Below are 12,335 nucleotides of genomic sequence, written 5' to 3' on the forward strand. Positions count from 1 at the left end.
ATCATCGTCAGGGAATTTTTCCTGAAATTCAAATAACGTCAAACTTTTAAAGCGATTTTCCATACTAACTAGTTTAATTTCAAGTAATTTAAGAAATTTAACTATATTTACCAAGAGCCTAGTTCAACTAAGAAAATTAGTTATAAATAATCTTAGATACATTTTATTTAATAATACCAAATGATTTTTCTTTCAATATTGATACGTAAGTAGATTTGTAAAGAAAGTATAAAGTTTAGGAAATTTGTCAGGCTGAGCGTAGTCGAAGCCAGTCTGCCAACGGGCTTCGACCGCCAGGCGGCCCTGTTCGCTCAGCCTGACATTCATGTTCTTTACGGGCCAATTCATCCATCAATAAATATACCAATAATCGCCAAACTACGCTTCCTGCCCGCTTTTAGAAATAATCAAGAACCCAAATACCACTGTTATGGCTCTGCCCTGGCATTGAAATTTTGTTCAATAAGACCTATGCAATAACTAATGAATCACCAATAATTCATGGAAAATACTGCACAACAGACTGCTTTTGGATTAGATCGTTTTGGAGAGAACAAGACGATTCCTTCGTTGCTTTCGGAAGAAATACTGCTGGCGCTTTCATATTTTCCTGATTTGCAGGCGGTTCACATTGACTTTGAGCTGCATGCAAACATACGAAAGTCGGTCATGCTGGCACAACCACGGCCGGGCTCACTGTTCAGGCGTGCAGATCGGCGTCGGTACGTGATAAAAATCAGCCGCTTTTTTCAGGTAGACGGCCCGGCTATTCCGATTGAGTCGGTACCCAAAAATGTGTTGATTGGTTGGATTGGCCACGAATTGGGGCATATTATGGACTATCTGCAACGGTCGCTGCCCGCATTGGCGCGCTATGGAATTGGGTATCTTTTTTCAAGAAAATACCTGATGATCGCCGAACGGACAGCCGATTTGTACGCCATTAGTCACGGTTTAGGTGAGAAAATCGTGGCGACGAAATATTTTATTCTGGATCATGCCCACTTGCCCGAAACTTATAAAGACCGCATCCGCCGCCTCTATGTTTCGCCCAAAGAAACGCTGCGACTCATTGAAGAACACCACGCCCGGGAGCGTTCATCAGAGTGAATGCTGCTGCACAAAGGCTTCAAAAGCCAGAAAATCCTCTTCTTTCATCACCTTAGGCATTTTGGTCTGTCCGCCTTTTTGCTTCGTATGTTCATTCCATTCGTGGAAGAGCCCGGTAGGAATCACGTGTACTTCTACATCTTTGAGTGCTTTGCTGCGGGCTACGTCGTAGTTTTTGTTCGATTTGCGCAAAGCTTCGTCCAGCAGCTGTCCGGCTTCTTCTGCTCGTGTGCAGGGTTCTTCACTCCCCAAATACCACCGATTGATGTACTCGCCATCGCTGCGCCGCAAAGCCGACACAGTAAATTCCTGAAAAACAACGCCTAAGGTTTGGCCGGTAGCCAATACGGCATCCATCATTTTATTGACCGGAAGTTGCTCACCGACAACATTGAGGTAAAACTTGGTGCGGCCGCTGATTACGATTTCTCCACGCGCTACATCCATAAACTGCACCGTGTCGCCAATCATGTAGCGCCAGGCACCGGCTACGGTCGAGATTAGCAAAACATAGTCGACGCCTTCGGTAACCTCCCCAATTGTCAGCACGGGCGCATCGGGCCGGACGGTTCCGGCGTCGGTCAGGAAACGATCCTGAAACGGTACAAACTCGAAGTATATGCCGTTGTTGAGCACGAGTTTCATGGCGTTGGTCTGCGGCCTTGCCTGAAAAGCCAAAAATCCTTCCGAAGCCAGGTAGGTATCAATGTAGACAAGCGGGCGGGCCGTTAGTTTTTCAAGGCTTGCCTTGTAGGGTTCAAGGGCTACGCCACCAGAAGTGTACACCGTGAGGTTGGGCCAAATATCATGAATGCTCGATAGCTGATGGTACTCGATGATGCGTTTGAGCATGAGTTCAATCCAGGACGGAATACCCGACAGGCTGCCGATGTCCCACTTGGGTGCTTCCTGCGCAATCCGTTCCACACGTTTGTCCCAGTCGGCAATCGACGAAATCTCTTTTCCGGGGCGGTAGTAAAGCTCAAACCACGAAGGGATATTGCCCGCACTGATACCGCTTATTTCACCTTCCAGGTGCCCGTCAACCGATTTCAGGTCCGTGCTGGATCCCAGCATCAGGATCTCTTTTTCAAAAAATTCGGCGGGTAAATCAAATTCTGACAGCGCCAGAATCTGCCCGATTCCGCTGCGGCGAATGGCCGAAAGCATGGCCTCTGTCACCGGAATTCGCTTGCTCGAACTTGTTGTGCCCGAGCTTACCGCAAAAAAATGGGGAGTGCCCGGCCACGTAACGTTGGCCTCGCCCGCCAACGTGCGGTGCCACCACGCGGCATGTATTGCGTCATAGTCGTGCATCGGGACTGTTTGGGCAAATGTTTGCATCAGAGTGGGACTTTCCAATATTTCTTCAAATGCATATGCTTTGCCAAAAGCGGTATCGGAGGCTTCTTTTAGTAAGTGTTTGAGCACTTTATGCTGGGCCTCCTGTGGGGAGTCGTGCGGGATGAGAGATTCTCCCAATTCAATGGCTTTTTTGATTAGATTTCCAAGTACGGGCATGGGGCAGTTGTTTGATGTACACTGCCAACGTTGGGTAAAAAAGCGTGCCCATTGTCCCCTGTGGCTACTTCTCCTCTATTAGCGAGGCGATGTCCCGTATGAGTTGCTCGGTATTAATCCACCGTTTCCGATTGATCAGCAGGATAAAAATAGTAAATAAAAGCTGAATAATTTTTGATTGTGAGATAAGTGAAGAATTGTAATTAAAAAAGAAGCCCGGCAGGTACATAACCTGCCGGGCCGTGATTTTATAAATTTTTCTCCCAAAACTTCGTCATCATTTGGTACAGGTGCAAACGCGTGTTACCCCCGCTAATGCCGTGGTTGCGGTTGGGATAATAGAACGTTTCAAAGTTGCGGTTTGCTTTGATGAGAGCCTGCACAAACTCGACCGAATTTTGAAAATGTACGTTATCGTCGCCCGTGCCGTGAATCAGCAAAAACGATCCTTTTAGCTTTTCTGCATGGTTAATCGGCGAGTTGTCGTCGTAACCGGCTGCGTTGTCCTGCGGACGTTTAAGGTAGCGTTCGGTATAAATTGAGTCATAAAAGCGCCAGGTAGTGACGGGCGCCACGGCTATTCCGGCCTTGAAATAGTCGGCACCGACGGTCATACACAGCGACGACATGTAGCCACCGTAGCTCCATCCCCAAATTCCGATACGGCCTTTGTCTACATATGGCAACGTTCCCAGGTACTTTGCGCCTTCAATCTGATCCTGCGTTTCCAGTTTTCCGAGCTGTGCATACGTAGACGTCCGAAACTCTTTGCCTCGTGCACCCGTACCCCGATTATCTACCGAAACTATTATAAAACCCTTATCTGCCAATGTTTGGTACCAGAAAAAATCGCGGCTCCCCCAACTGTTGGTCACGGTTTGGGAGCCTGGGCCGCCGTACACAAACATCACTACGGGATATTTTTTTGTTTGGTCAAATTGGGCCGGTTTTATCATCCATCCATTCAGAGCGTGGCCCTGCGTGGTTGTAAACTGGAAAAATTCGGGCAGCACTACCTGATACTCTTCCACGGTCTTCTGAAGCGCGGCGTTGGTTTCGAGCATTCGGACAAGTTCACCGGAAGGTGCCTTTCGCAGGCTCACCTGCGGGACAGAGGTTGCCGAACTTGCATAATCAAGATAAAACTGGAAATCAGGGCTCATCAACATGCGGTGCGTTCCTTTTTCAGGTGTCATCAAAACAGGCTCCGGAGCTTTGTAGCGGCGGGTTATCCGTTTGGGAACAGAAATATCCAGCCGATATAAATGTCTTTCCAGGGGTGAAACAGCCGTTGAAGTAAAGTAAATTAGATTTTTGGCCTCGTCAATTCCGATAAAATCATCCACTTCCCAACCGCCGGTTGTCAGCTGACGGAGCAGTAGGCCGTTCAGGTCGTAGAGGTACAAATGCTTGTAGCCGCTGCTTTCACTTGAATAAATAAACTGAGTACCGTTTGCCAGGTAGGTGAGGTCGTCGGTAAAATTGAGGTCTACGTAGGTTTCACTTTTTTCCGACAAAACTACCTTCGTTTGCCCGGTGGCTACATCGGCATGCAGAATATCCAGTTGATTTTGCAGGCGATTCATTCGGCGAATCGACAGCAGATCAGAACTTTGGGTCCAATTGATGCGTGGAATATACTGGTCAGTTTCGGAGCCGAGTTGCATCACGGTAGTTTTGGCCGATGGCAGATCGTGTACCAAAATCTGAATCGTGGCGTTGGCGTCGCCCGCTTTTGGGTACTTAAACCGGTAATCTTTGGGATACAGCTCGCCCCAAAGCTGCATGTTGTATTCAGGAACGGCCGTTTCGTCGAAGCGGTAAAAGGCAACTCGGCGACTGTCCGGCGACCATTCAAAAGCTTTTGACATGGAAAATTCTTCTTCGTACACCCAATCGGCAGCCCCGTTGATGATCGAATTTTTACTTCCATCTTTGGTAATTGCTGTTTCAGAATTGGTAGTTAAGTCTTTCACAAACAAGTTATTGTCCCGTACAAAAGCCGCCTTCGTGCCATCGGGCGAAAGCGTGGCGTACATCTGCTTGCCGTTGGGTGAAAGCTTTTCGAGAGTATTTGTATTTAAATCAAAAATGTACGTTTCGGCCTTTGAGCTGCGGCGATAAATCGGTTCCACTTCCGTACGGAGCAGCATTTTTCGTTCATCGGAACTGAGTTGATAGCCTTGAAGACTGATTTTTTGGGTGCTACCGGAAACGGTGGTTACCTGTGGGTCAAAAAGCGTGTCGACGGCTTCGCCGGTGGTGAGGCTGAACTTCACAACTTTGTCGCCTTGTAGTGAAGTATAAAATCCGCCTTCCTTCATCCAATTGACGCCGGAGACGGATTTGGCAGTGAACGTTGCGGCGCGGGAGCCATAAATTTCTTCAAGCGTGACGGGTTTTTTCTGGGCCTGTACAAGGGTAGTCAAGAGCGTAAGGGCGAGTGTTAGCTGTTTCACAAGATGATTGAACTAGATGAAGTAAAATTTCCAAACCTCTAAACTAAGAAAATTGGGGCGAAGGTGTATGTGCCTGAATAAAGATTTGGTGGGAACGCATCCAAATGAAAAGGGTATGCGCCTGCAAAAATAAATTTTAGGCTGGCAAAGTTTTTTAGTACCTGCCTGTACCAACGACTAATCTGACTGAACCTATGGCATCCGAAGAAGTTAAAAATTTAGTGTTGTACCTGCGCAACAATCGCCTGACGATTTCTTTTGCTGAAAGTGCCACCACGGGCCGTTTTATCAATGAATTTACGAGTATCCCTAATTGCGGTAGCGTAGTGCAGGGAAGTATTGTATGTTACGATGTAGCAGTCAAGAAAAAAATGCTGAACGTCACAGAGTCAATGCTCGACCAATTTACGGCTGAGTCAGCCGAAGTAACGCAGCAAATGGCCGATGAATTGCGAATTTTGATTCCGGCTGATTTGGTGTTGGCAGTGACGGGGTTAGCTTCACCCGGAGGAAGCGAAACCACCGAAAAGCCCGTAGGAACCATGTTTGTACACGGATATATCGGTGAAAAAGCATTCCGAAAACGTTTTGTGTTTGATGGAGAGCCGGACGAAATTATCCGCAAAACTATCGATGCTACCGCCGTTTTTCTGCTGGAAGAGTTGCAACTGGAAGAAGCAATAGGGGATTTATAGGAGATTCGTGTTTTGGGGTGTTGATAAAAAATGCCAGTCTTGAAAGATCGAAATCCATCGGCCCGGTGAAGGTGCATGCATATGTTGAATTTTGTACGGCATTCCCAATGGGTTTCATTCGATAATTTGGATGGGATATACCTTCCTATATTATACGCCATCCCCCGATGGGCTTCACCCATCGCTCGTATATATCGCCCTTTCAGGGCTAAATGATACCAAAGCCCTGAAAGGGCGAAATCCACCAGCACAGGGTGAAGCCCTATGAATGTGAATGTGGTAGGTACGCAAAAAAATCACCACAAAAAAGAGCAGGTTTAATTAAAAACCTGCTCTACTGCAAAAATAAACGTTAATTCAGTTTTATTTTTCGTCCTTGATAAACTCCTTTTGTTTCAGGATCCGGTCAAACAATTTTTGGTCGTGTTCCGAATTAAAAACGGTGTAGGGCAGGTAAATGAACTGACCGCGTGAAAGCACCATGACGTAGGCATTTTTGTCTTTATAGACTTCCTTAATCATGTCCCATTTCATGACGCCGCCTTCTTTCTGATTGAGTTTCATCAAAATCTGACGCGAATCAATCTCGTAGATATACTTCTGAAACATGGGCTTATACTGCTCCAATTGGGTAATACCCGTAAACTGAATCACCCAGAAAAGCAGGTAACCAACCACGCCAATCAGGATCACGATATAAATCCAGATGTTGGGATATACACCGGTCAGGCTGATGATAGCGTTAACTAAAATAAGAGCCACGGGCAGTAAAACCCATTTCAATTGCGACTTAATAAAATGCCGCATGGCCAGGCTGATATATTTTTTTGTGTCAAGTGCATAGCGTTTGGTGCGAATCGCCGCCGGATTGGGCGGTGTCTGATACATCGGCTGATGCTTGTTTGTTGGGGTTTTAGCCATTTTTTTACGTTACTTTTAAGGTTATAAGCTCTTGGGTATTTGCCCGTCAGAAAGCCTGTTTACGAGCGCTGACGTACTATTTTTCGTAAATCTGTATGATTTCAGTTCTATCCTGTCTTTGGGCCACGGCCTGATTTCGGGAAACGGCCACAAAGTTATGAAAAAGCCCTTGACTTCGCAGAAACCCGAATGAAATAAAAAGGGTTACGGTATTTTGGCGTAATTTGTGTTTTGATTTTCGTGACAGTAACCAAAAAGGCGGATGCTCACAGGAGCCCCGGCCCGTACCACCAACCCAATCAACCCGAATGAATTTTCTTTTTCCGTCGTTTTTGTGGGGCCTGCTTGCCATTGCGGTTCCTATCGCCATTCACTTCTTCAATTTCCGGCGCACCAAACGCGTATATTTTACCAACGTAGCTTTCCTCAAAGCGGTTGAAACGCAGACGAGTTCTTTCCGAAAAGTTAAGCATTGGCTTATTTTGGCAGCCCGGGTGCTGGCGATTGCCTGTTTGGTACTAGCCTTCGCACAGCCTTTTTTACCCGGCAAAAACGAACTCGGCATTAGCCGTCAGGGAATTACGAGCTTGTACCTCGACAATTCATTCAGCATGCAGAATGAAGAAAACACCAAGCGGTACCTCGATATAGCCACCGGGCGATTGTCTGAATTACTTGGCCTTTTCCGAAATGCTACTTCCATGCAGTTGCTGACCAACGATTTCTCGGCGCAGGAGCAGGCCCTTGCTACCTCCGATAAAGTACGCGACCGCCTCACTACGATTAGTCTCTCGCACACTCCCCGCAGTTTTCAGGAAGTTTATAAGCGGCAACGAAACCTAATGGCCCGCCACGAGTCTGCCGGGCAAAATCAACTATTCTGGTTCTCGGATTTTCAGAAAAGTACCGCCGGAGATTTGGCCACCATCAAGCCTGATACCGCCGATCGGCTATTTTTAGTGCCCGTGCACGCCACACCCGAAAAAAATATTTTTGTCGATTCCGTTTGGCTGAATACCCCCTTTATTCGCGAACTTCAAAACAATATTCTCTACGTAAAAGTCAGTAATTCAGGGACTGAGGCCGTGGAGAATATGGTAGTCCGACTGTTTTTGGACGAAACCCAAACCTCCACTGCTTCGGTAGATGTGCCCGCCAACGGCAACGCTATTGCTCGTTTTAATTTTAGTATTAAAGGTCGTGGCTTTAAGCGCGGACGCGTTACATTCGATGATTTTCCGGTTACGTTCGACAACGATTTTTTCTTTGTCCTGAATGCTTCGCCTGTAGTTAAGGTCATGCATTTGTACGGACAACTGAGCGGTGGGCGGTATATTGAAAACGTCTTTCAAAACGACAGTCTTTTTCAAACCCAAAGTTTCAGCGCCCAAAATGCCGACGTTGGCCTGTTGCAAACGGCCGATTTGCTGGTATTGGAAGGCGTAGAACAGCCGTCGGGTTCGTTGCGTTCGGCTCTTACGGAGTTTATAAACAAGGGAGGAAGTCTTGCCATTATTCCGCCCGACGAGCCCGATGCTTCTGCTTACGGAGCGTTTTTGTCAACGTTGGGAGTTAGCGGTTTGTCAGTTACGGAAGGTAGCCCGCAGCCCGTTCCGCTCAATGTGCCTAACCGTAACGATCCGTTTTTTAGTGATGTGTTTGAAGAATCTATTCGGGACGAAAGCAACGTAAGTCTGCCATCGGCGGCTCCGTCGTGGCTGTGGGGAAGTAGCGGCGCACCCTTGCTCACGCTGCGCAACGGGCAACCGTACCTGAGTCAGTCAACGGTAGGCCGTGGACGACTTTATCTGTTTTCGGCTCCGCTTGAACCCGTCTTTGGGAATTTTGCGCAGCACGCTATTTTTGTTCCGGTGATGTACAAAATGGCCGCGCTGAGCGTACGCGCGCAACGTACGGCGTACTCGTTTGATGAAAAAAACCTGTTGGTTGCCGTCAATGACCCCAAACCCAATGCTGTGTATACGCTTCGTCGTGACAAAACCGAGTTGATTCCGGTGCAGCGCCTTGTTGGAAATCAGCTATTTCTGGAACTGCCGCTCAGCAATCAACTGAGCACGGGGCAGTCGTTTGATGCGGGTTATTATGAGCTTGTGCAGGGAAACGTAGTGGAGCAATTGCTCGCTTTTAACCACGATAATTCCGAATCAAAACTTGACTATTACAGTCCCGAAGAGCTCAGGGCGGCATTTGCGGGAATGAAAAATGTGCAGGTTTTTGATAAAATTGATGATTCGGCTTTTAGCAAAGAATTTGAAGCGCAGAATTTGGGCACAAGTCTTTGGAAATATTTTCTCATCGCCACTTTGGTATTTTTATTAATCGAGATTCTGCTGATTCGCCTGATGAAGTAGATGTTTCTTTATACAAAAAAACGCCCGTTGTCTTAATCTGGGACAACCGGCGTTTTTTGTAAATTTCTCTTCATTTTTTATCCATAAATTTCATTGAGCAAACCGGCCAAATGTATTCCCGCCTGCATCAGGCAGGTTTGCACGGTCCCAAAATGATCGTACGAATAGCGGTACCCAAGTTTACCATTTTCCGGAAAATCATAAATTTTCGGAAAATGACTCTGCGACACAGCGGCCCACTCGCGGGTGGATAGTTGCTGCCACTGCTTCACCTGCTCGCGGCTTGGTTCGTCCAGAAAACCCGCCAAATCGGAATAACTCAGCTGCTTTCCTTCGATCATGTCGCTGTCCCACACCCGGTGCAGATTTGAATTTTGACCAAACCACGTCACTTTTACCTGATTCCCGCCCTGATTGTCGCGGTCACCCACGTGTAGCGGCTGATGAAGATCGCCTACCAAATGCACCAGAAATTTCAGTGCCTCTTCTTCTTTGGCCGCCGAAAGTCCGCCCGCTTTTAAGGTAGCTGTTAGTTCCTCAATTTTCATAATGATATCACCCTTCGGATTTTTTTTGCTCGTTTCGTAGGTTTCACCCGCCAAAATCGTGACCCAATGCCAGTCGTGGGTGTGGTTGTAAGCCGTATCCGATTTGACATCGTCCATCCAATTGGAAACCTCCGCCAAAGAGTTACACTGCAAAACGGTTGAAATTTTGCGTTTGGCTTTCTTTTTCAGGTGATTCTGCGCCACAAGTCCCACCACCCGGTGGCCCGTAACGCCCCAGGTAGGCGAGGCCCAAACGTGTACAGGTGCGTGAAGAATAAGTAGAGAAAAAAGCCCGGTCAGTACGTTTTTCATGAGAAATGTTAGTAAATAAATACGAGTCAAAAGTACAACCCAATCGGGTATGTACGGAAGTTGTTTAGTAATTCATTCGCCCGTTATTTGACAGGCTTAGTCTTGCATTGCTTTTTTGTAGGCCGGATGATTGAGTAAGGTCTGAGCCACAAAAGCCTCTCCGGCGGGCGTCCAGTGGCCGTCGCAGGTTTCATAAAACGTTTCCCATTTTTTAGCGCCCTGCGCATGAATGATTGGCAGTAAATTGACGTAGGCAATGCCGTATTTCTTGCAAAGAACTTCCAGTCGGGGCGACAGGTCGTCACGTTTGTCCTGATCGTAGGCCCGCAGTTCACTCAGAATTGGCACGGCATAAAATATAACCTTTTTGTCTTTGGCGGTTTGAGCCAGTTGTTCGAGCGAGTAGGCGAAGGCGTCCCAACGGTGCTGAAATGCATCGGATTTAAAACCCGAAAAATCTTCCGCTTTTTTGCCCGCCAATTTCTTTCCCCAATGCAGTCCGCAGGTATAGAGGTACGAATTCAGGCTGATTTCGGCCAAGACCTTTTGACCAAAAGTTAGGCTATGATATACAGAATCAATCACTTGCTGTATTTCTATTGGCTGAATCACCTGTGGCTTTGCGGATATAGATTGAGAAATATGTGCCAGCGAATAGTTTAACTGAACGTCGGGATATGTACCCGCCCAATAGGGCCGATAGATCGGAAAGCGCAGCAAGCCTACCTTTTGTGATTCTTCATAATCTTCAAAATCGTTGGCCGGGAGCAGCGAAACAAGCACTACGTCGTGCTCAAATTTTCTGGCCAATTGCTTGTAAATCAAAAAATAATTGATTGCGCTCGTACTGTTTATTCCAAAATTCAGATGTTCTACGCCGGTTTGGGTTTCCATCACATTTGAGAATCGTTTGTCTTCGTCTACTATATACCCTTCCACAAACGAATCGCCGATGATTGCCACCCGTTTTTTGCCCGTTGTATTGGCAAGGCTGCGCTCTTTGTCGCGCATGCCAAAGCTGTTGGAGCGAATCAGAACGGAGTCGCCCGTACACACCGAATTGTAGCGCTCGGTACTTGCCAATCGCCACCGGCCAAACTCCGGGCTTATGTCGCCCCAAAGAGTACTGCGGTCGGCACCCCAAACTTCCTGAATCAGAAAGCGCGAATGAAATGGACGGGGAGCGTCCACAACGTTGAATCGAATCAATAAAAAACAGAGGAATTCGAGCAGTACCAGAAAAATAAGCAGACTCAGAAACGAGCCGGAGCTATCGCGCAGCCAGGTTTTTTTGGAAGAAGTACCTGCAATTGCCAGCAAAAAAATACCCAGGAAAATGCCGAGGTAGGTAAAAAACACGTTGATGTTGACCCGCGCCAAAACTCCGTCTCCATTGGAAAGAAAAACTTCGTAGGCGTAAATTAATGCCCAAAGGAGAAAGAAAATGACACTAATCCTCAGAAAACGGGTAATCAATGATTTCATTTAAAGCTATGATTTGTAAGAATAGAGGCGATTTTTAGTGACAAAATCGCACTCTGTTCTTACAAAACTAAGCCAAAAATTATTTCTTTAAGGAACAGGATACAATAAACTGAGCAGAAAAGACATGTTTCAAAACCGGAATTTTTTCCAGAAACGGCTGCATTTTGTAAATTACCTTAGCCGGACCGGTTGGAAAAAAGAACGGCACATATCCCACATAACTCCACGTATCAACCTTCCCGCCGGCATTTTCGATCCAACGTTTGAGCTCCCACTGAAAAAAGGATTGCTCTTCGTGTTCGATGTGATATTTCGACGTTTTCTCGATTACTTTCAGGATCGGATTATTGCCGTTTGGCTCCATAATGATAATATTATCTGCCAGTTTAAACGCATTTTTAATTGCTTTCTGCTGATCCGACAGGTGGTGCAACACGCCGCGAATGACGCCAACGTCATATTTTTTGTGGCGCGTTGGCAGCGTGTCCGACAGCAGGTCGATTGTGTCAAACTGCACGTTTGGATATTTTTTACGGGCTGTCTGAATCGCGCTGTCGGCAGGGTCAAAGCCGTGTACTTCCAGGTGCGGAAAATTCTGTTTGATATTATCCGTATAGGTCCCGTCACCGCAGCCAATGTCAACCAACGTTTTGTAGTGCGGTTTGATGAGCCCGAAAATTTCATCCGAAATCCGTTTGTTGGCAACATGCGAAGAAAATTGAGCGTTGGTCGTGTACAGGAAACCGCCATTTTCGGCTACATTTCGGTTAAACTCCTGAACATTTTGCTTTAACGAAGTACTCATTGTTTGGTTTTTGTTACGTATAGAATGGGCGATTTTCGCCTGAAATGTCACTTTGTTGTACCGTATGTCAGCCAAAGGAACACGGCCGGCAATCAGTACGGGCAAGA

The 12,335-nt window shown here is 46.8% G+C and carries 10 protein-coding genes; 3 read left to right on the forward strand and 7 right to left on the reverse strand.

The features are described 5' to 3' along the window. Nucleotides 1-192: 192 nt before the first annotated feature. Nucleotides 193-348, reverse strand: a complete 156-nt coding sequence (locus EZE20_RS24190) for a hypothetical protein (protein WP_165933560.1) — start codon at nucleotides 346-348, stop codon at nucleotides 193-195. 153 nt (nucleotides 349-501) lie between these two features. Between EZE20_RS24190 and EZE20_RS23100 the strand changes: the two genes are divergently transcribed. After that, a complete protein-coding gene (locus tag EZE20_RS23100; RefSeq protein WP_132122249.1) occupies nucleotides 502-1,110 on the forward strand; it encodes a hypothetical protein in 609 nt (202 codons plus the stop codon). On the opposite strand, the gene EZE20_RS23105 is transcribed toward EZE20_RS23100, so the two are convergent. Continuing rightward, nucleotides 1,102-2,631 carry a GH3 family domain-containing protein gene (locus EZE20_RS23105; protein WP_132122251.1) on the reverse strand — a complete coding sequence of 510 codons (1,530 nt, stop codon included), beginning with the start codon at nucleotides 2,629-2,631 and terminating at the stop codon, nucleotides 1,102-1,104. The two genes, EZE20_RS23100 and EZE20_RS23105, sit on opposite strands and share 9 nt — an antisense overlap. A gap of 248 nt (nucleotides 2,632-2,879) precedes the next feature. Further along, on the reverse strand, nucleotides 2,880-5,090 hold the full coding sequence (locus EZE20_RS23110) for a S9 family peptidase (RefSeq protein WP_132122253.1): 2,211 nt from the start codon (nucleotides 5,088-5,090) through the stop codon (nucleotides 2,880-2,882). Between the two features lie 194 nt (nucleotides 5,091-5,284). On the opposite strand from EZE20_RS23110, the gene EZE20_RS23115 reads away from it, so the two are divergent. Further along, nucleotides 5,285-5,785, forward strand: a complete 501-nt coding sequence (locus EZE20_RS23115; protein WP_132122255.1) for a CinA family protein — start codon at nucleotides 5,285-5,287, stop codon at nucleotides 5,783-5,785. 363 nt (nucleotides 5,786-6,148) lie between these two features. Here EZE20_RS23115 and EZE20_RS23120 read toward each other — a convergent pair whose 3' ends face one another. Continuing rightward, a complete protein-coding gene (locus EZE20_RS23120; protein ID WP_132122257.1) occupies nucleotides 6,149-6,706 on the reverse strand; it encodes a YcxB family protein in 558 nt (185 codons plus the stop codon). Nucleotides 6,707-7,014: 308 nt separating this feature from the next. On the opposite strand from EZE20_RS23120, the gene EZE20_RS23125 reads away from it, so the two are divergent. Further along, nucleotides 7,015-9,078 carry a BatA domain-containing protein gene (locus EZE20_RS23125; protein ID WP_132122259.1) on the forward strand — a complete coding sequence of 688 codons (2,064 nt, stop codon included), beginning with the start codon at nucleotides 7,015-7,017 and terminating at the stop codon, nucleotides 9,076-9,078. Nucleotides 9,079-9,155: 77 nt separating this feature from the next. Here the strand turns inward: EZE20_RS23125 and EZE20_RS23130 are convergent, their stop codons facing one another. The 3 genes from EZE20_RS23130 to EZE20_RS23140 all read right to left on the reverse strand — a co-directional run bounded on the left by EZE20_RS23130 (nucleotide 9,156) and on the right by EZE20_RS23140 (nucleotide 12,228). After that, a complete protein-coding gene (locus EZE20_RS23130) occupies nucleotides 9,156-9,938 on the reverse strand; it encodes a S1/P1 nuclease (RefSeq protein WP_132122261.1) in 783 nt (260 codons plus the stop codon). Nucleotides 9,939-10,034: 96 nt separating this feature from the next. Continuing rightward, a complete protein-coding gene (locus EZE20_RS23135) occupies nucleotides 10,035-11,423 on the reverse strand; it encodes an SGNH/GDSL hydrolase family protein (RefSeq protein ID WP_132122263.1) in 1,389 nt (462 codons plus the stop codon). A gap of 79 nt (nucleotides 11,424-11,502) precedes the next feature. Further along, nucleotides 11,503-12,228 (reverse strand): class I SAM-dependent methyltransferase, encoded by a 726-nt coding sequence (locus EZE20_RS23140; protein WP_132122265.1) that lies wholly within the window; start codon nucleotides 12,226-12,228, stop codon nucleotides 11,503-11,505. Nucleotides 12,229-12,335: the final 107 nt, after the last annotated feature.

It is taken from the genome of Arundinibacter roseus, assembly GCF_004348825.1.
Classification (GTDB): Bacteria; Bacteroidota; Bacteroidia; order Cytophagales; family Spirosomataceae; genus Arundinibacter; species Arundinibacter roseus.

Coding starts and splice junctions, on each gene's coding strand:
- EZE20_RS23115 (WP_132122255.1), top strand. CDS start 5,285: ATGGCATCCGAAGAAGTTAAAAATTTAGTGTTGTACCTGCGCAACAAT.
- EZE20_RS23125 (WP_132122259.1), top strand. CDS start 7,015: ATGAATTTTCTTTTTCCGTCGTTTTTGTGGGGCCTGCTTGCCATTGCG.
- EZE20_RS23135 (WP_132122263.1), bottom strand. CDS start 11,423: ATGAAATCATTGATTACCCGTTTTCTGAGGATTAGTGTCATTTTCTTT.
- EZE20_RS23130 (WP_132122261.1), bottom strand. CDS start 9,938: ATGAAAAACGTACTGACCGGGCTTTTTTCTCTACTTATTCTTCACGCA.
- EZE20_RS23140 (WP_132122265.1), bottom strand. CDS start 12,228: ATGAGTACTTCGTTAAAGCAAAATGTTCAGGAGTTTAACCGAAATGTA.
- EZE20_RS23100 (WP_132122249.1), top strand. CDS start 502: ATGGAAAATACTGCACAACAGACTGCTTTTGGATTAGATCGTTTTGGA.
- EZE20_RS24190 (WP_165933560.1), bottom strand. CDS start 348: ATGAATTGGCCCGTAAAGAACATGAATGTCAGGCTGAGCGAACAGGGC.
- EZE20_RS23105 (WP_132122251.1), bottom strand. CDS start 2,631: ATGCCCGTACTTGGAAATCTAATCAAAAAAGCCATTGAATTGGGAGAA.
- EZE20_RS23120 (WP_132122257.1), bottom strand. CDS start 6,706: ATGGCTAAAACCCCAACAAACAAGCATCAGCCGATGTATCAGACACCG.